At 53.9% G+C, this 17,196-nt stretch carries 20 protein-coding genes; 15 read left to right on the top strand and 5 right to left on the bottom strand.

What is annotated here, in order from left to right; translation table 11 throughout:
- Positions 1-54 precede the first annotated feature (54 nt).
- The 3 genes from R3F50_02810 to R3F50_02800 all read left to right on the top strand — a co-directional run bounded on the left by R3F50_02810 (position 55) and on the right by R3F50_02800 (position 1,619).
- The gene (locus R3F50_02810) at positions 55-483 is read left to right on the top strand and encodes a DUF3577 domain-containing protein (protein ID MEZ5489230.1); all 429 of its coding nucleotides are present in this window, start codon (positions 55-57) and stop codon (positions 481-483) included.
- 104 nt (positions 484-587) lie between these two features.
- Positions 588-1,103 carry a JAB domain-containing protein gene (locus R3F50_02805; protein ID MEZ5489229.1) on the top strand — a complete coding sequence of 172 codons (516 nt, stop codon included), beginning with the start codon at positions 588-590 and terminating at the stop codon, positions 1,101-1,103.
- 90 nt (positions 1,104-1,193) lie between these two features.
- Entirely contained in the window at positions 1,194-1,619 is a 426-nt protein-coding gene (locus R3F50_02800; protein MEZ5489228.1) for a DUF6573 family protein, read from the top strand.
- A gap of 134 nt (positions 1,620-1,753) precedes the next feature.
- Here the strand turns inward: R3F50_02800 and R3F50_02795 are convergent, their stop codons facing one another.
- Both R3F50_02795 and R3F50_02790 read right to left on the bottom strand, forming a co-directional pair.
- Positions 1,754-3,007 carry a type II toxin-antitoxin system HipA family toxin gene (locus R3F50_02795; protein MEZ5489227.1) on the bottom strand — a complete coding sequence of 418 codons (1,254 nt, stop codon included), beginning with the start codon at positions 3,005-3,007 and terminating at the stop codon, positions 1,754-1,756.
- On the bottom strand, positions 3,000-3,284 hold the full coding sequence (locus tag R3F50_02790; protein ID MEZ5489226.1) for a helix-turn-helix transcriptional regulator: 285 nt from the start codon (positions 3,282-3,284) through the stop codon (positions 3,000-3,002). The genes R3F50_02795 and R3F50_02790 overlap by 8 nt, the downstream gene beginning before the upstream one ends.
- 865 nt (positions 3,285-4,149) lie before the next feature.
- Between R3F50_02790 and R3F50_02785 the strand changes: the two genes are divergently transcribed.
- The 7 genes from R3F50_02785 to R3F50_02755 all read left to right on the top strand — a co-directional run bounded on the left by R3F50_02785 (position 4,150) and on the right by R3F50_02755 (position 10,214).
- Positions 4,150-5,016: an integrase domain-containing protein gene (locus R3F50_02785; GenBank protein ID MEZ5489225.1), complete on the top strand. Its 867-nt coding sequence runs from the start codon at positions 4,150-4,152 to the stop codon at positions 5,014-5,016.
- Positions 5,017-5,206: 190 nt separating this feature from the next.
- Positions 5,207-5,632, top strand: coding sequence for a pili assembly chaperone (locus tag R3F50_02780; GenBank protein MEZ5489224.1), 426 nt, complete (start codon positions 5,207-5,209; stop codon positions 5,630-5,632).
- Entirely contained in the window at positions 5,632-5,859 is a 228-nt protein-coding gene (locus tag R3F50_02775) for a hypothetical protein (protein MEZ5489223.1), read from the top strand. The genes R3F50_02780 and R3F50_02775 overlap by 1 nt, the downstream gene beginning before the upstream one ends.
- On the top strand, positions 5,843-6,667 hold the full coding sequence (locus R3F50_02770) for a TIGR03759 family integrating conjugative element protein (protein ID MEZ5489222.1): 825 nt from the start codon (positions 5,843-5,845) through the stop codon (positions 6,665-6,667). The genes R3F50_02775 and R3F50_02770 overlap by 17 nt, the downstream gene beginning before the upstream one ends.
- Positions 6,668-6,781: 114 nt before the next feature.
- The gene (locus tag R3F50_02765; GenBank protein ID MEZ5489221.1) at positions 6,782-7,354 is read left to right on the top strand and encodes an integrating conjugative element protein; all 573 of its coding nucleotides are present in this window, start codon (positions 6,782-6,784) and stop codon (positions 7,352-7,354) included.
- Entirely contained in the window at positions 7,351-9,480 is a 2,130-nt protein-coding gene (gene traD / locus R3F50_02760) for a type IV conjugative transfer system coupling protein TraD (protein MEZ5489220.1), read from the top strand. Before R3F50_02765 ends, traD begins: the two co-directional genes overlap by 4 nt.
- A 2-nt stretch (positions 9,481-9,482) precedes the next feature.
- A complete protein-coding gene (locus R3F50_02755; GenBank protein MEZ5489219.1) occupies positions 9,483-10,214 on the top strand; it encodes a TIGR03747 family integrating conjugative element membrane protein in 732 nt (243 codons plus the stop codon).
- A 31-nt stretch (positions 10,215-10,245) separates the two neighbouring features.
- Here R3F50_02755 and R3F50_02750 read toward each other — a convergent pair whose 3' ends face one another.
- Together R3F50_02750 and R3F50_02745 are read right to left on the bottom strand one after the other, a co-directional pair.
- Positions 10,246-10,767, bottom strand: coding sequence for a GNAT family N-acetyltransferase (locus R3F50_02750; protein ID MEZ5489218.1), 522 nt, complete (start codon positions 10,765-10,767; stop codon positions 10,246-10,248).
- On the bottom strand, positions 10,754-11,041 hold the full coding sequence (locus R3F50_02745; GenBank protein ID MEZ5489217.1) for a DUF1778 domain-containing protein: 288 nt from the start codon (positions 11,039-11,041) through the stop codon (positions 10,754-10,756). Before R3F50_02745 ends, R3F50_02750 begins: the two co-directional genes overlap by 14 nt.
- Before the next feature lie 168 nt (positions 11,042-11,209).
- On the opposite strand from R3F50_02745, the gene R3F50_02740 reads away from it, so the two are divergent.
- From R3F50_02740 to R3F50_02720, 5 genes are all read left to right on the top strand, one after another.
- A complete protein-coding gene (locus tag R3F50_02740) occupies positions 11,210-11,605 on the top strand; it encodes an antitoxin Xre-like helix-turn-helix domain-containing protein (protein MEZ5489216.1) in 396 nt (131 codons plus the stop codon).
- Positions 11,606-11,756: 151 nt separating this feature from the next.
- Positions 11,757-12,053 carry a type II toxin-antitoxin system RelE/ParE family toxin gene (locus R3F50_02735; GenBank protein ID MEZ5489215.1) on the top strand — a complete coding sequence of 99 codons (297 nt, stop codon included), beginning with the start codon at positions 11,757-11,759 and terminating at the stop codon, positions 12,051-12,053.
- A gap of 8 nt (positions 12,054-12,061) precedes the next feature.
- Positions 12,062-12,364 carry a HigA family addiction module antitoxin gene (locus R3F50_02730; protein MEZ5489214.1) on the top strand — a complete coding sequence of 101 codons (303 nt, stop codon included), beginning with the start codon at positions 12,062-12,064 and terminating at the stop codon, positions 12,362-12,364.
- A 508-nt stretch (positions 12,365-12,872) separates the two neighbouring features.
- Positions 12,873-13,985 carry a helix-turn-helix domain-containing protein gene (locus tag R3F50_02725; protein MEZ5489213.1) on the top strand — a complete coding sequence of 371 codons (1,113 nt, stop codon included), beginning with the start codon at positions 12,873-12,875 and terminating at the stop codon, positions 13,983-13,985.
- 111 nt (positions 13,986-14,096) lie between these two features.
- Positions 14,097-15,476 carry a sterol desaturase family protein gene (locus R3F50_02720; protein ID MEZ5489212.1) on the top strand — a complete coding sequence of 460 codons (1,380 nt, stop codon included), beginning with the start codon at positions 14,097-14,099 and terminating at the stop codon, positions 15,474-15,476.
- On the opposite strand, the gene R3F50_02715 is transcribed toward R3F50_02720, so the two are convergent.
- On the bottom strand, positions 15,473-16,963 hold the full coding sequence (locus R3F50_02715; protein MEZ5489211.1) for a winged helix-turn-helix domain-containing protein: 1,491 nt from the start codon (positions 16,961-16,963) through the stop codon (positions 15,473-15,475). The genes R3F50_02720 and R3F50_02715 overlap by 4 nt on opposite strands.
- Positions 16,964-17,196: the final 233 nt, after the last annotated feature.

Below are 17,196 nucleotides of genomic sequence, written 5' to 3'. Positions count from 1 at the left end.
GGTATCGCGGTCTCCGGCATGTCATTTTTTTATACTGTTCAAGGAGACTGTGTTATGACCAGTAGACAAACTACCGCTGAAAAATCGAAGTATTTCGATCTTGATATCCACGGCATCGGTTACCTCAATCGGGTTCGCGAAGTCACACCCGAGAATGGCTTGCCCTTTCTCAGTGTCACCATCGCGGCGCTACGAGGACCCGCCGACAACGTCCAGCACACCCATTTCGAGTGTGTGGTGGTCGGTGAAGAGGCAAAGGATCTGGTGCGCCAGCTGATGCCGGCGGTGGAAGCTGACCTCAAAGTGTTGGTGGGCTTTCACCTCAGTGATTTGCAAGCCGAGACATTCACCTTCAAAAACGGGGATCGAGCCGGTTCGACAGGTATCAGCCTGAAGTCCCGGTTGCTCCGGTTCCACTGGATCAAAGTCGAAGGTCAGCCATTTCCGGCGTCTTCGTCCGAGAGCCGCGACGCCGTCGCCTGACGGCAACCTCTGACCGCATCCACCGATGCGGTCACTCTTTCAACCCAGCGAGGGAAACTCTCCCTTGCCGGGCGGGTTTCCTCGATTCTTCAAGGAAACCGCCCATGGCTTCCAAGTCCTCACCGTCAAAGGTGAATCCTAAAAACCGTTTTGCGGCGATTCGCGTGGCGTCGTTGAACGATCCTGAAAAACGCTCGCTGTTGGAGCTGGCCTTCGCGGTATTGAAGGACCTGCACCAGCCGGGTGTCGAACTGCCAAGCCCCGACCACACTCGTGATTATTTGCGGATGTTGTTGGCTGAACGCAAAGCAGAGGTCTTTGGTTGTTTGTTTCTGGATAACCGGCATCGCGTCATCGAGGTCGCCGAGTTGTTTCAGGGAACCATCGATGGTGCGTCGGTGTACCCCCGTGTGGTGGTGCAACAAGCACTGAGCCTCAACGCGGCCGCGGTGATGTTTTTTCATAATCACCCGAGTGGCGTCGCCGAGCCCAGCAATGCGGATGAAGCGATCACCCGAAGGCTGAAAGACGCGTTGACACTCGTTGACATCCGCGTACTGGACCACTTTGTAGTCACAGTAGGTGAGTCGGTGTCGTTTGCCGAACGTGGATTACTGTAGTTCTTTACTCAACCCATTGGGGAGTCCCTGCTTCCCAATGGGAAGGAGGTGCTCCCTGAGTTTTTATTCATTTCCCCAGGGAGTACCCTTATGAAAGATTCGGAAAACAATTCGTTGGAGGACGTCTTCGGTCCGGTGATCGCCAGCTACAGCCGTGCGCAGGCAATTGATGACGGTGTGCTGATCGATGTCACCTCTAAGGCGCGAGAAGCCGGTTTCAAGTGGCCAGTGGCACTGACGCACACTGCGTGGTGTGATTGTGTTGCCTGGACCGAGCGGGATGACCACCTTCAGGTCTACCAGGATGAGTCTGGTCGGTTGTGGGATGTACTGTTCATGGCGAGTTACGCCGTTCGAGCGGCTACAACTCCGGGAGATCGTTTGCGATTCTCGTTGTTTCGCGTACCGAAAGACGGGCAATCCACCGAAGCGCAGGAGGTAAGCTTGCAACTGATGGTCGGTCCCGGTGACGCCGGCGAACCGGTCGTCACGATCCTGCTGCCGAATGAAGATTAATAGCGCCGACGAAAATCGGCTCCTTGCCCTGGCCACTTGGGATAAAGTGGCACTTCATCGATTCTCACCAGCCTTGTCTTTGGTATCCTATCTCGGCTAGCCGGGTGTCTTTGAATAGCCGACACAAGATTCTGTCATTCAGCCTTGCGTGTGCGTTGACACTGTTTGGTGACAACCTGCTCGATACGCTGCAGGGCAGGATACTCCCCATACCGGCTTTGAAAACGTGCTTTCACCGGCTGTAATTGCGCTAACAACTTAGCCGCCACATCCTGAACCAGATCCTGCAGAAATTTCGGCCGTAATCCGCACTGTTGCGCCAGCTCACCCCAGTGTTTTGTGGTCACGATCCCCGGGTTTCTCTCGCTACCAACGGAAAACGCCAGGTGATAATCGATGCGTTCAATGGCGCGGGTGCAGACCAGATCATAGAAAGGTGCTAATCGAATCTCACCATTTGGTCTGTAAAGGAGCGACAGGTTCTTGGCATGGCCATCCGAGTTGCCCGCCAGCACATTGAAGATCTGCCAGCGCAGTAAATACTGCAGGTCATTGGCGGGATCGCTGGAAATTTCCTGGATCAGTCGATAGCAGTCGGTGAAGGTGGGACCGCCATACTCCTGGTATTTTTTCTCATGCCCGAATCCCAGAGCCTGGCAAAAATCCTCCTGATGTCGTCTCACAACCCGGCTATTTTCAAGCAGAAACCGGTCATAGCGCTCGATCAAGGCATAGTGCGTGTCTGCGATGGATCGCAATTGAATATTGACCACCGGCAAACCGATAGCCCCCGCCAGCAGTGTCGTGAACGTCTCATAGGCGGGCAGGTGGCGGTAATCGGACAGTTCGAACTTGAGAATATGACTGGAGGGGGATTCTTTTCTGGGTAACCAATAGGCGCCATCTCTCACGAGGAGAGGGCACTTATCCTGGGCACCCGCCAGGGATAGTCGGGGGCGTTCATTGTCGGTCCAGGTGTAGACCTGACCACGGCGGGCCACAAGATTGGCGAGTTCCTCATCCGATACCTTGTGGTACTCATAGTCCGCAGAGGGTTGGTGTTCTGCCTCCAGAATGGACAGGGCACCGGCACATTCGCCGCCGATGGTTCGTAGCAGATCAAAATCGGTATTGGGAATCTTGAGATCGCGAACAATCTGGTCGCGAACACCACCCTCGGGGAGCAGGTTCGCGAAAAAGCGATGAGCAAGACTCTCATCAGGCAGAAAATCACCTTCTTGCAAGGGCAACGTATGGGAAACTGCAAAGCCGCCCTGTGCCAGCCAATTTTCGTCGTAACGGAAGCCCATCAGGCCCTGGGTATTGCGCCACAGATAGCCGACGAGGCGTTGGTCGCTCCAGACATTGAGGCCATCCGGATCAAGCATGACTGTCTCCTTCCGGCTTGGGCACCGGCTTGAAGGAAGTCTGAACACGGGGCTGTATCACTACCTCCAGCCCCAGTGTGCGAAGTGCTTTCAAGACTTTGCCCAGTTCGGCGGTTTCCTTGCCACGCTCGAATTCGGATAAAAAGCGGGTGCTCAGGTTACCCAGTCCCGAGATCGTTTCCAGGGTCAGCTTTCGCTGTTTACGATGAGCACGCGCCAGCTTGCCGAGATCCTCAGCGGAACGAATTGCACCGTATTGCACCTGATCGTGAGCCATGATTCATCCAAAAAGTGAGCGTACGGTAAAAAATAGCATGGAAAGACCGTTGAAACAATAGATAGTTACCGTACGTGATAAATATAAGGTTGTTGGCGTATTTGAGCACATAGTTGTCACGTACGGTAAAAATATCCGGCAGCTGGCAGTCAGCGACACGATGGTTCCACTGTAACCACAGCTCGAACAACCCTGTCTGCTCGACGGCCATGACAGGTCACAGACCTGGCGAGGGCGTCGAAGCGCTTGAAGCCCTCGTCACTGCGAAGCGATAGCTAAGGTAGTGACGAGGGCGGCGGAGCCCGGAACGACAACGGCTTTTGCTGGAATAGATGCGTTCGGCGCGAATTCAGTCTGGCTATACTGGCGGCCATGCACCTCAGAGAGCTTCATACGCGGCCACGGCGGTAACGTGGATGGGGGAAGTTGCCCTCGCCATCTGAAATGGCAAAACAACGACAGCGCCGCCAGAGCTTCAACGGCGCACAGCCTCGGCTGCAGCTCATCTTCAACGCTTCTTCAACTGTAGGACGTCGTCCTCACTTCAATCTGGCTTTCGCCACTTCAAACCCGGCTGGCAATCAGCCAACTTTCGTCACGCCGTCACATCGACGGTTTCTTCCAACACGCGGACCGATGGTTCCGCCCAATAAAAAGGAGGTGAAACACTCACCATCAACGAAGGCTCTTCGAGCCCTTGGTTTACCCGGCACCATCTTCAACAGAAGAGCAGCCAGGTTGCCTGCGACCAGGCTTATCAGGTCGAACAGGGAGTAGTGTCCCTTGACCCTTTCGCCTCGGCGGAACCAGTCAGGCTACGAGCCTGCGGTTGGTCATAAACACTTACCAAGTTGGAAAGTACACGATGAGAGACCTGAACTACCAATTGAAGCAATTGTGCAAACGCAACCGCGATGGCAGTTACAGCACGCAAGCGAACCGTGCGCGGATGCTCAACCAGATGGCGAATCAGCTGCAGGAGATGGGGTTCCGTCGTATGACCACCCGATCGTTAAAGCCAAAGCATGTGGATGCCCTCGTAAAGCGTTGGATCGGTGAGGGCATGGCGGCCGGTACCATCAAGAACCGCATGAACTGCCTGCGGTGGTGGGCGGCGAAAGTGGACCGGCGCAATGTCATTGCCCGCTCCAACGAGTTCTATGGCATCCCCGACCGGCAGTTTATCAGCAACGAGTCCAAGGCGGTCGTTCTCGACCGCCAGGCACTGTCGAGTATTCAGGACGACTACGTGCGCATGAGCCTGGAGCTCCAACGCGCCTTCGGATTACGACGGGAGGAAGCGATCAAATTCATGCCCGGTTTCGCCGATCAGGGTGATCATATCCGGTTGAAAGCGGCCTGGACTAAGGGCGGCAAGACGCGTGTCGTGCCGATCCTCAGCCAAGAGCAACGAGCCGTCCTGGATCGCGCGCACCGTTTGGCCGGGAACGGATCCCTGATTCCCTCCCAGAAAAACTACATCCAGCAGTTGCGAGCTTACGAGCGCAATACCACGCAAGCGGGACTGTCGAAGCTGCATGGCCTGCGCCATTCCTACGCGCAGGCCCGCTATCAACAACTAACCGGTTGGTCCTGTCCAGCCGCAGGTGGACCAGTCGCAAACAGTCTCAGCGCCGAGCAGCGCAAGCAGGATCACCAGGCGCGACTCATTATCAGTCGCGAACTCGGCCATGCCCGCGAGCAGATCAGTGCTGTGTATTTAGGAAGGTGAGTCGTTATGTAAAGTTGAGGCGATTGACAGAAAACCCGACACCCACGGAACGGATTAATCGTTCACCGGCGAGAGCCGGTTAGCGATCATGAGGAGAATCCTCACTATCGAGAGCAAAAATATGCCTTTGTACAAACTTTCTGCAATCTCACGACGCCTGACGACATTATTGTGCTGCACTGGTCTAGCCATGGCGAGCCAATCGGTAGGGGCGGAACCGCAACTCACTTCAGCGACCGGCGCACAAATTCAGATTGGCCGCTACTCCGTCATCGCTGCCGGACCAACGGCCGGGCAACAGGACCTGTTGTCGGTCACTAAGTCAATTACCATTCCGCACGACATCAATACGGTGGGCGGGGCCTTGCGCTGGCTACTGCATGACTCCGGCTATCGCCTGGCTGACGAGGCTGTTCTGTCGGAAGAAGCCCTCGCCATGCTCGAGCTGCCACTGCCCAGCGCGCATCGTTATTTCGAGCCCATGCCGCTCAAAGCGGTGATAGGGCTGATAGTAGGGCCGGCGTTTCACCTGGTCCAGGATCCCTTGCATCGCCTCATCGCATTCGAACGCTGCATCAATGTATCGAATCCCCGATCGACTGGAGGCGCACTTTAATGGAAGCGGCTTTCCTGGTTATTATGTTGGTCACTGCATTGCTGGTCGGCGTCAAGAACGAGCGACACGATCCAGAGCAGCATACTGCCTATACTGCGAAATCGACCAGTGAACAAAGCGTCACGGTTCAATCTCCAGTCCACCTTTGCGACCTGACGCATCGGGCCATCATTCAACGCGATCTGACCGTGCCGGTCGATAATGAGGTCAATGGCGATGACCACTGAGCGCAGTGTGCGCACATCGCGCATCGGAACTATCGGATTCTGGTTGTGCATCTCATTGCCCGTCAGCGCAGATAACGGACCGGTACCGAATTCGCAATCTTCGAACACATTGGAGGTCGAGCTATCCTCTACACAACAGATCGAATCTCAGACTTCCCGTGCAGAGCAATGGGGGTTGGATATAACCGAATGGCAGCGTTATGAATTCCTGATGCAGGGGATTCGGGGCAGTGTGAGCCCGGCCACGTTGTCGCCTATAGAAGCCTTAGGTATTCATGCACGCACTACCGATGAACGCCGTCGCTACGCTGAACAGTGGGCCGTCATGATGCGTGACGACGCCGAACGGATCCTGGCGTTTCAACGCGCCTACGACGACGCCCAGCAGCGCCTGTTCTCCAACGGATTGTTGATCGATGCCAATGCCCTGGCACTAGCCGCAACGAATCAAGCTGCAACCGAAAAACTGACATGGCAGCCCGATGACCGGGTACTGTTCTTTACCGGGACACAGTGCCCGCATTGCGATGCCGTGTTGGAACGGCTGGTCAGCCAAATCAATCAATTCGCCGGCATCGATCTGTACCTGATCGATGTGTCGATCGGCGAGGAATCCCGCATACGTGACTGGGCGACAGTAAAACAGATCGATCCGCAGTGGGTCAGCGACCACAGGATGACGCTGAACATTGATGGTGGCGCGCTCAATCAAGTCGCTGGCCAAACGGGCCAATTGGGTCAGGATCTGCCGGTACTGATACTGCGCCGGGAAGGGCAGTTGTCACCCTTGCCAGTGTCGCGGTTTTGATGAGCGACTGTTGCTATCACGTGCCCGAAGATCCAGCCCACGCAAATCGTTATGGCCGCCGCGTACAGGAACGCTGGACGCAACGGGTCGTCGTGACAGAGGAGACTCTCTTTGATGATCAGTAGTCGATCTGTGTTGCCGATCTTTGGACTCGGATTGTTACTTTCGCTCAGCATGAGTGCCAATGCTCTCGCCGAGTTGACGGTCCTTTATGACAGCGGTCAAACGCAGCCACTGGCGCCACTGTTGGAGCCACTCTTGGCGGACCAGACGCCATCGTCTGGTCCCGCCGAAAGCACCACCCTCAATCCTTCGTCCAGTTATGGTCCGGCAGCCCTTCGCAATCTGTTGCCAGTGCGCTCACCCGGTCTGGCTGTCGGCGAGATAACTAGCAGTGCCATGCATCCCGAGGTGCTGGCGCGGCTGTCACAAGGCAATCCACGGCCGTTTTTTCTGATCGGGGCGGATGCGGTGTCGTTGCAGTGGTTGGCCTCGCACCGGGAAACACTTAAGCGACTGGGTGCCGTGGGCATGCTGGTACAAGCGGAGACCGAGGCCGATGTGCAACAGGTTGCGAAAGTGGCACAAGGCTTATCCATTACCCTGGGATCCGGGAATGACCTGGCCGTGGCCCTGGGCATCGATCGTTACCCGGTATTGATTACCCCTGACGGACTGCGGCAATGAGCACGCATCCAATGGAGGCGTTGTTGCGGCCTCCCGTCGAACTGTGGTCCACCGCCACCGCATTGGCGGCGGGGACACTGTCCTGGTTTGCGCCCTGGGCGTTGATGATGCCACCGGGCATCGCGTTGGCCACCGGTATGACTTTCTTCGGGTTTGGCTTGTGGCGCGGCCGCCAGGCCTGGCGTGTACTGCGCTACCAACACCACATGAAGCGCCTGCCGGCCTATCGCGTGCGGGCTGACCAGATTCCCGTCAGTCGGCACAAGCTGTTTTTAGGTAAAGGCTTTCGCTGGACCCAACAACACACGCAGCGGCTGCGCGATACACTGAAGCCCGAGGTGCAGCGTTACGTGCAACCGGGCAGGCTCTATCAGTGGGCCAGACAGAAGGAAGTGGCCTGGGAGTCGATTCCTGTACTCTCTTTGGTGGCCAAAGGTTTGCGCAGCCGTTCCCCCTGGAACCCATTGGCGCCATTACCCGCGGTCGGCGGCAAGCCAGCCTTGCACGCCGTTGAGCCGATTGAACAACCCGTGTGGATGGATCTCGGTGAACGGGTCGGACACACCCTGGTGCTGGGCACCACGCGCGTCGGCAAGACGCGCCTGGCCGAACTGTTGATCACCCAGGACATCCGCCGGGGCGATGTCGTCATCGTCTTCGATCCCAAGGGCGATGCCGATCTTTTGCGCCGCATCTATGCCGAGGCCAAGCGCGCCGGCCGTCTGGACGATTTCTATCTATTCCATCTCGGCTTTCCCGAATTGTCGGCGCGCTATAATGCCATTGGCAACTTTTCGCGCATCACTGAGGTCGCGACTCGCATTGCCAATCAGTTACCGAACGAGGGGAACTCCGCGGCCTTCAAGGAGTTCGCCTGGCGCTTCGTCAATATCATTGCGCGCGCACTGGTGGCCCTGAAGCGCCGCCCGGACTATCAGCAGATTCGCCGCTACATCAACGACATTGAACCCCTGTTTGTGGAGTATGCCGGCCACTGCGCCGAGGTGGCCGGTATCGACACTTGGGCGTCGCTGGTGGAAGAGCGCGCCGCGGACATCAAGGAGCGCAACCTGCCCAATGCGCTGCGTGGCCGGTCGATGGAAGCCATCGCCTGTATGCGTTTGTTGCAGGAAAGGGCCATTTACGACCCCGTTCTGGATGGCTTGATTTCAGCCTTCAAATACGACAAAACCTATTTCGACAAGATCGTCAGCTCCGTCGGCCCTCTGATGGAAAAGCTGACCACCGGCACCATTGCCGCGTTGATCTCGCCGGATTACCAGGACGAGCAGGATACGAGGCCGATCTTCGAATGGATGGAAGTGGTCCGGCGCAAGGGCATTGTCTATGTCGGGCTCGATGCACTGACCGACACCACGGTTGCCAGTGCGGTGGGCAACTCCATGTTCGCGGATCTGGTGTCCGTTGCAGGTACGATCTACAAGCACGGTGTTGCGGCGCCAGGATCTGATACAGCTATCCCACCAAACGCTCGACAGTCGCTCCCCACTATCTCGTTGCATGCGGACGAGTTTAACGAGCTGATCGGGGACGAGTTCGTGCCGCTTTTGAACAAGGCCGGCGGAGCCGGTTTTCAGGTCACGGCCTATACCCAGACCTGGTCGGATGTGGAAGCGCGTATCGGCAGCCGAGCCAAGGCCGGTCAAGTGGCGGGCAACTTCAATACCATGCTGATGCTGCGCGTAAAAGAGCTGGATACAGCCGCGATGCTGACCGAGCAGCTGCCCCGTGTGGAGGTATTCACCCTGATGAGTGTCTCCGGTGTCGATGATTCATCGGATCCCGGTTCCGGCGTCGACTTCAAATCCCGCAACGAGGATCGGATCAGTGTCTCGGAAGTGCCGATGCTGACCGCGTCCGATATGGTCACGCTTCCCAAGGGGCAAGCCTTCGCACTATTGGAAGGAGGCCAGCTCTGGAAAATTCGTATTCCGTTGCCGGATGACCGTGCAGATGTCGACATGCCGGGAGATTTTGAAGAGATGGCCAAGGCCATGCGGCGCAGCTACATTACCAATGATCACTGGTATCGGGTGACTGAGCATTGGTGGCATGCGGTCTCCGAGGCGACGGTAGAGACTGCAGAATCGAGTGACTCAGCCTGAGCATGGCGGAACCGACCGATCCCCGCCGAACCGTCGCTCGTCCCGGTGCGATCTCCCGGGTACTGACAGGCCTCGCCCAGTGCCTGAAATGGTTGATCCTCTCCCTGGTCTTTTCGGTTCTGATCGAATGGGTCGGTATGGCATTGTGGTGGGAAGAGCAGGGCGTGGCGCACAGCCGACAGATGCTGGTGAATGAGCTGCAGTTCCTCGGCGCAGATTTTCATCGCAGTTGGTTGACTGCGCAGCCCATGCAGTTCGCCAGTGATCTGTCGGAGCGCTTCTACACCATCGCCTTCGAGTGGACCGGCCTTGTCGATCTCATTCAGTGGATCACGCCGGTCCCCGCTATCGAAGAGTCCGGTATGCGCCCCATGCTGCACCGGCTTTATCAGCCTGTGGCTGACTACGTGCTGGCGGGCATGCAGATCACCCAGGTGTTCGCAGTGCGATTGGCCATTCTCGCCCTGGCCACCCCGGTATTTGGGCTTTTCACCCTGGTAGCGCTGGTTGATGGTCTGGTGCAGCGGGATTTGCGGCGCTGGGGTGGGGGCAGGGAGAGCTCCTTTGTCTATCATTACGCCAAGAAAGCCGCCATTCCGTTGATCATCATGGCCTGGGTACTCTACCTGGCGCTGCCATTCAGCCTTCATCCTTCCTGGATCATCCTGCCGTTTGCTCTGGCCTTTGCCTTTGCGGTCACCATTACAGCAAGTACCTTTAAAAAGTATCTGTGATTTCGGATGAGACAGACTCAGGGAAGGGTGGTTACAGTGTCTCCAGTGAGGCCATGGGCACAAACAGCTTCATCGGGCTGTCGGTCAATGGTAAGAAGAATTCGAATGATTGGTAGAAGGCCAGTGCACCATAGTCGAGTACATCGAGAACGACGCCGGTGGCGGGTACGCCCTTTGGGTTGCTGGCAATCTGGTAGGCATGCCTGAGCGCATAAACCAGCGTTTTTGCTCCCAGGCCTTGCCGATGGAATCGTCGGTCAATGCCGAGTTGCGCCAACAGAATAACGGGAACGGGGTAGTGCGTCAGGCGGGACGGGTCTGGCAGCTCTTCACGCACCAAAGTCTGATGGGCCAGCGTGTAGTACGCGGCTACCTGAGGTTTTTCTGAACTGGCTTCGGCAGTATACGTGAGTACAAACGTTCGGTTCAGGTTCAGCGCCATGTTCTTCGCCGCATAGCGACGAAGATACCTGTTGATGGTTTCCTTGCCGCAATCAAATGCTTTGACATTGATCGTATTTGGATCCAGTGGCAAAAACTCAACGATCGGCATTCAGCACTAAGCCTTCTTGATCAAGTGCTCGTGCCGCCTTACGAAGCCTGGTTGTTGGCGCAGGTGGATTGTCACAAGCCTCGCAAAATGCGTCGAACTGCGCGTTGGTCAGTTGAATACTGCTGTAGGCTTCCAATACTTCAGGTGCATGTTGCTTCACCAGCTGGGTGACATAGGCCTTGATACTGGTTAAGCCCGACGCACGCGCCGCGCGCTCTGCCAGCGCATAGGTTTCTTCATCCCACTGCATTTCATAACGTAAAATTTTGGGCATGGATCATCTCCGGTAATTTTGTACGGAATATATCCGTATAAAGAGCAAGTATTACGGAATTCATCCGTAAAGGCTAGCAGGGTGTTCAGGAGATCATCCGCGGCACTTATTGACTGTAACAGTACAGTATGGCAGTCTGTCGACACTGTATTGTTATAGTGCAAATGAATGGCGATGAGAGCAAACTTTGACCAACTGTTAAAGCCCTACTCCATTGACCCAGGTTCCCTGCTGCCTGTGATCTTCAACATCTTCTCTCTCTGGCGCCTGACCGGCCAGCAGCAGATGACGCTGCTGGGGTTGAGCAATGAAAAGACGCTCTACAACTGGAAAAGCCAGCCGGAGAAAGCAAAGTTGACTCGGGACTGTCTGGAGCGGGCCAGTTATATTCTGGGTATCTACCGGGCGTTACAGGTTCTCTTTCCTGATGAGTCTCTCGGGGATCAATGGCTTCATGCCCCCAATGAGAACCCATTATTCGCCGGCTCTGCGCCAATAGATAAAATTCTGCGAGGCTTAGTCGTCGACCTGGCGGTTGTTCGAGACCACCTGTTACAGGAATGATCATCGTGGTTGATGTTGTACGATGGACCGGGGCCGCCTGCCCGCTCAGAGTCCTCTCTTAAAATCACGCCATCACTTGAATGGTCACGCAGGTACGCTTGAAAAAAGTAACCATATACGTTACACTGTTACTCGGCGCGGGGGATGGCTTTTGATTCAAAGTTTTCGTGATCGGTGGTTGCGTGATTTTTATCTGGACGATAAATCCAGCAAGAAAATACCTGCTGAGATCGTAGACAGGCTATTCCGTAAATTACAGTTGGTTGATGATGCGACCAGTGATCTCGATTTGCGGTCTCCGCCGAGCAATCATTTTGAAAAGCTAAGAGGAAATTTGTCGGGTAAGCACTCAATCCGCATCAATAAGCAATGGCGCCTGGTGTTTACCTGGTCAGGCGAACGGGGCGAAGCCCAAGAGATTTATCTGGATAACCATGATTATCGGTGAGGCAGAACATGAATATCACTAAACGGCAGCCAGTCAGCGTCGGTGAGATGATTACCGAGGAATTTCTTGTGCCTTTCGAATTGACCCAGGGGCAGTTGGCACAAGCCATGGGTGTCAGTCGTAGAACCGTCAATGAATTGTGCACCAATCGAAGAGCTATTACCGCTGATACCGCATTGATGCTGGCAACGGTCTTTGGCAATACCCCGGATTTCTGGTTGAATCTTCAGCAGCGCAACGAACTTTGGAAAGCATTGAATACACCCAGCCGGCGTGCCCGGATAGAGAAGGCCAAATCGATTGCTGCTTGAATGGGTCAGTACATATAAGGAAGTCCATGTATCCATCGGCCCATACACCCCATCGGAAAGCCACCCCAATCACCGAATAGATTTCTCATCGTCCGTCATTCATGAGACTTGCACTATGCCCCGTAACAACACACGGGAGCAGCAGTGCCATGCAGCGCTGTCTTTGGCCATCTATTTTCTGAACATTGGTTCGCTCATCTGTTGAATTGCGTGCTCGGTTGGCCCATTAGGTGGCTTATGCATTAAATAACTAAGCCTGCTTCGGCCATTGATTTTGCATGTTTTCGGCATAATCGACGGGTCAAAGTTGGATGCAACTAGTGGGTCAACCGAGCACGCAGTTCACGACACCAAATAGCTTCCTCTATTGAATTTTGAAACGACGACAACTCCAAACTGACATATGATTCTTCCCGAAATTTGATTCCCGCGACTTTTAACAGGAGTGGGTGTACCGGTATAGTGCTCAGATCGAGAATCTTGAGAGGAATTGACAAAAGTGTGGACAGTGCTAATTCTGGTGCGTGGCATCGCTATCGGCTGTTTGTTACTGGGCAGCCTGCGCCTGCTAGTCCAATTTCGAGGCACGCACATCAGCGTTCCTCTGCTAATGTTTTTCTTGGGACTTGTCGGTTATTTGCTAACCCCACTAACAGAGGACCTGCCGGTTTTGGAACAGGTAGCGGTCCTGCTGGCCATCACTGTACCCCCAAGTGCCTGGCAGGTTAGCCGGTTGTTGTTTGATGATTCAATCGCGGAAACAAAGAGTATTGATTTACTTGCAGCTGCCCTGATTGCCTTCTATCTGTTGATTGCAATTGCAGCCTATCTGCTCGGCGAACGCGATTCGCCCTCGTCATTATATCCGTTACTTTTCTACCTCGCAGCGAGCCTCAGATTTCTGTTTTTGGCACTGGCATTACTGCCCATAGTCCGGGAATGGCGCAACGACTTGGTGGAAACCCGTCGTAGAATACGCCTGCTGCTGGTCTTTACTTCATTGGCTTATATGCTGGTTGTCGTTAGTGTGGAGTTGTTTCTACAGGGAGCACTCCCGGCAATACAGCTGGAGCTGACCCACTCGGTACTGCTGACCATTTTGATTGTCCCATCAAGCCTTTATTTTTTGCTCACCCCGGTCCAATTCCTCTCCCCCGAAAGCCGGTCTGCAATAGAGGTTTCCGCCGCAATTACCGATAACCTGGGCGCCGACGCGGTTGCCGACAATGACGAGCTTAGTCATAGCGATAAACGCTGGCTCGACGAATTACGGCGACTCATGGAAAAGGAGTGCGCCTATCACGACCACGGCCTGACGATAGGCGATCTGGCGACCCGCCTCAAAGTTCCGGAACACAGACTTCGCCGCTTGATAAATCGACATCTTGGCTACCGAAACTTCAATGCCTACCTGAACAATTTCCGTCTGGACGAAGCAGCACGACGCCTGAGCGACTTGGAACAGGAACGGCTTCCTATATTGACCATAGCATTGGAAGTCGGCTTCGCTTCTATAAATCCCTTCAATCGTGCGTTTCGAGCCCGGTTTGAAACTACTCCACGGGAATTCCGCGCGTCTCAAATGAAGTCAAAACCTAGTAAAAACAGCCCGGAGAGCTAGGTAACTCGAGGGCTCTCAGAAATCGCCCAGAGTTTTTCAAAATCGACAAGACCGCCCGCCGCATAACTAACTACAGTGTTTCCATCCCGACTGAATGAGAGGAGCTACGAGATGGAAAGTCTGAAGCAGAAGATTGGTTGGCAATTATCCGACATTGGTATCGAATTGCTTGGCAACTGGACCGAAGCCTATGTTATTGACCTGGCTCGATACCTTATAGGTACGGGTAGTGTCGCCCTGATATTGTTTGGTCTTTGCCGGAAGTTCTCGGAACGGCGACGTATCCAGCAGCGGCGCGCTAAGCCTACAGATGTGAAACGTGAACTACGCTATTCCTTGCAGACTATTGCAGTCTACGCCACTGTCGCGTTGTTTACCATGGAAGCTATAGAGCGGGGTTGGACCAAACTGTATCTGGATAGTGAAGCCCATGGGACTTGGTACTTAGTGCTTTCGATTGCAATGCTGCTGATCTTTCATGACACCTATTTCTACTGGATTCATCGATTGTTACATCTACCGTCTCTATACCGGCGATTTCACCGTACTCATCACATGTCCGTAACCCCTACAGTGTGGGCGGCCTACAGCTTCTCAGTTGGTGAGGCATTTCTGATGACAATTTTCGTACCACTTATAATACTTGTATTGCCGGTTCATCCTATCGCCCTATTTACTTTTCTGGCGATTATGATCCTGCGCAATGCCATGGGACATTCTGGGGTGGAATTTCACCATCGTGGCTGGATTGATTCAAAACTCGACCTTTTCACTACAGTCACCCATCACGACCTGCATCATCAGAAATTCAACGGCAATTATGGTTTGTATTTCACCTGGTGGGATCGCCTAATGGGAACAGAATTACCAGAGTACCGAGAAGAGTTTAAACGTATAACCGCTGGTAACAGCACTGATATTAATTCAAAAGCTGCACATTCGACGAGCCTTAACCAATTTCGGCTTGCTGTGCTACTTGGTCTGCTTTTTATATGCGCTGGCTTTTCTGAAATGACAATCCAGGCTCAGGCAGGCACACAGATCAATCCTGCCTTCAGCGGCTACTGGGTAATGCCGGACGCTTCAGCGCTGCTAGAGATCTATGCCGTGGAGGATGCTGATGAATTCAGAATTCGGATCGTTTCGGTACGGGATCCGATTTTTACGACGGCAGATGCAGGTGCACCCATTGGCGCTAGCAGGGTGGATCTGAATAATCCAGATACGCACCTTCAATCGCGACCGCTAGATGGCTTGGTCATTGGTGAGAATTTTAACGAGGACGATGGCAGGCTTGTCGATGGGCGACTGTACGACCCCGTCAGCGGCAGTCACTATCGCGCTCGCATGGAGCTGACCGATGATGGATTGCTGAAAGTTAGGGGTTATCTGGGGATTTCCATGCTGGGGCGGACCATGTACTGGCACCCAGCCAGGCCTCTTGCTGAACGAGTTGAGAGGATGTTTGATGGACTGGATACTGAAAACTAGTCTGCGGGCACTCCAGCCAACTCCAAACCCCTTAAATAAAGTTCGATCTGTTCCGGTTTCTTGAGGTAAAACATTTTTTGCCGGGCGAACTTCCGGGTGAAACCTGGACGTTCAGTAACGAGTCTTTTTGCCCGCTTGCAGGCTTCGTCAGTTCGCTCAAGAAGCGCCAATGAAACAGCCTGGTGGGCAGTCGCCCAGTATTGGCAGTTGGGTATGGTAGAGGCGAGTTCAGCCCAGCGCAGGGCTTTTTCAAAATCCCGCTTGAAGATCGAAGCCAGAGCACCGTAACTGTAGAAAGCCCAGAGCTGAGGATCGTTAGGGCTGAGGGCTATTGCTGTGTCAAAACAGCCAATGGCTTCGTCATAGCGTCCCTCGTAGGCGAGTGAATCACCCAGGCCACAATGTGCCGCTGCAAAGGTGGCATTCATATTGATGGCACGCTGATTCTCATCGATTGCCTGGTTATACTCACATCGTGCCAAGTGGACGCGCGCTTTCAAGGCATGGAAGCTGGCGTTCTGTCGATCGATAGAAAGCGCTTTAACACATGCTCGTAACGCGTCGTCTAGCAAATCCGGCGAATAGTCCGTTTCCCAGTAAATCATACCCAGCACAACAGCATATGCCCACCAGGCATAGGCCTCACCAAAATTTTCATCCAGTTCTTGCGCTTCTCTTAATAATGTCTGTGCTTGCTGATTTCCTTCACTGGTAAATTCATAAAAATGGTAAATACCAAGCTGGTAGCAGTCCCATGCCTGCAGGTTCGCCGGTCTGGCAATGAATACTTTATGGCGTTCCGCATAGCCGATTTCCGGTTCCAGTCTCGCCGTAATGGTCTTGGTAATTTCATCCTGTACTTCGAAAATATCGTCAACATCACGATCGTAATTTTCCGTCCAGACTTGGTGACCTGTTTGCGCATCGATCAGGCTGACATCTACTCTCAGACGATTTCCTGTGCGCCTTACACTGCCATCAATCAGGTAATCAGCCTTCAGCTCTTTGCCAATTTCTCTTGTATCGATCGATTTACCCTTGAATCCGAACGTGGTGTTTCTTGCAATGACCCTTAACCAGCGATGCTTGCCAAGTTGAGTAATTACATCGGAACTGATGCCGTCGGAAAAATATTCCTGCTCTGGTTCTGATGACAGATTAAGAAACGGAAGCACGGCTATGATCGGCCTGGTATGGCCGAAGTCCGCTGGATCAGCCTCCCCGGCCACAGAACCGGCTGGCTCCGAATTTGACGAAACTTGCGCGATGAATCGAAAACCCTTGCGATGAACAGTCTGTATAATCTGCTGGGCTTTACCGCTGTCACCTAACAGCTGTCTCAACGCCTTAATGCGACTGCTAAGTGCCGAGTCCGTAACCACTCTTCCCTTCCAGATGCGTTGATTAATCTCGTCTTTACTCAGCAAACGGCCATTGTTTTCGACCAGAAAGGTGAGCAGCTCAATAACCTGGGGTTCCGATTTCACTGGTTTGCCATCTTTAAGCAATTCAAACTTGACCGAATCAAGCAAGAAGTTGTTAAACGAGTACCTCATTGTCCCCTTAACTCGCTACTCTTTATTGAAATTGGGCGTATTGCCGGAAATCCATGAATTCATCAGGGTTTCTCCAGAGTAATTTCAAGCTAAAAACCGCTTATTGGCTACCATACCCTCCTGGCAACTGATTTTACTGTAAGTTTGCACACTGGAAACCAAAT

It is taken from the genome of Gammaproteobacteria bacterium (assembly GCA_041395725.1).
Lineage (GTDB): Bacteria > Pseudomonadota > Gammaproteobacteria > Pseudomonadales > Pseudohongiellaceae > NORP240.
This window is presented reverse-complemented; position numbering and strand designations above follow the sequence as displayed.

Bases quoted from the DNA above. Each gene is read 5' to 3' on its own strand.
- R3F50_02810 (MEZ5489230.1), top strand. From the start codon at position 55: ATGACCAGTAGACAAACTACCGCTGAAAAATCGAAGTATTTCGATCTT.
- R3F50_02805 (MEZ5489229.1), top strand. From the start codon at position 588: ATGGCTTCCAAGTCCTCACCGTCAAAGGTGAATCCTAAAAACCGTTTT.
- R3F50_02800 (MEZ5489228.1), top strand. From the start codon at position 1,194: ATGAAAGATTCGGAAAACAATTCGTTGGAGGACGTCTTCGGTCCGGTG.
- R3F50_02795 (MEZ5489227.1), bottom strand. From the start codon at position 3,007: ATGCTTGATCCGGATGGCCTCAATGTCTGGAGCGACCAACGCCTCGTC.
- R3F50_02790 (MEZ5489226.1), bottom strand. From the start codon at position 3,284: ATGGCTCACGATCAGGTGCAATACGGTGCAATTCGTTCCGCTGAGGAT.
- R3F50_02785 (MEZ5489225.1), top strand. From the start codon at position 4,150: ATGAGAGACCTGAACTACCAATTGAAGCAATTGTGCAAACGCAACCGC.
- R3F50_02780 (MEZ5489224.1), top strand. From the start codon at position 5,207: ATGGCGAGCCAATCGGTAGGGGCGGAACCGCAACTCACTTCAGCGACC.
- R3F50_02775 (MEZ5489223.1), top strand. From the start codon at position 5,632: ATGGAAGCGGCTTTCCTGGTTATTATGTTGGTCACTGCATTGCTGGTC.
- R3F50_02770 (MEZ5489222.1), top strand. From the start codon at position 5,843: ATGGCGATGACCACTGAGCGCAGTGTGCGCACATCGCGCATCGGAACT.
- R3F50_02765 (MEZ5489221.1), top strand. From the start codon at position 6,782: ATGATCAGTAGTCGATCTGTGTTGCCGATCTTTGGACTCGGATTGTTA.
- traD (MEZ5489220.1), top strand. From the start codon at position 7,351: ATGAGCACGCATCCAATGGAGGCGTTGTTGCGGCCTCCCGTCGAACTG.
- R3F50_02755 (MEZ5489219.1), top strand. From the start codon at position 9,483: ATGGCGGAACCGACCGATCCCCGCCGAACCGTCGCTCGTCCCGGTGCG.
- R3F50_02750 (MEZ5489218.1), bottom strand. From the start codon at position 10,767: ATGCCGATCGTTGAGTTTTTGCCACTGGATCCAAATACGATCAATGTC.
- R3F50_02745 (MEZ5489217.1), bottom strand. From the start codon at position 11,041: ATGCCCAAAATTTTACGTTATGAAATGCAGTGGGATGAAGAAACCTAT.
- R3F50_02740 (MEZ5489216.1), top strand. From the start codon at position 11,210: ATGGCGATGAGAGCAAACTTTGACCAACTGTTAAAGCCCTACTCCATT.
- R3F50_02730 (MEZ5489214.1), top strand. From the start codon at position 12,062: ATGAATATCACTAAACGGCAGCCAGTCAGCGTCGGTGAGATGATTACC.
- R3F50_02720 (MEZ5489212.1), top strand. From the start codon at position 14,097: ATGGAAAGTCTGAAGCAGAAGATTGGTTGGCAATTATCCGACATTGGT.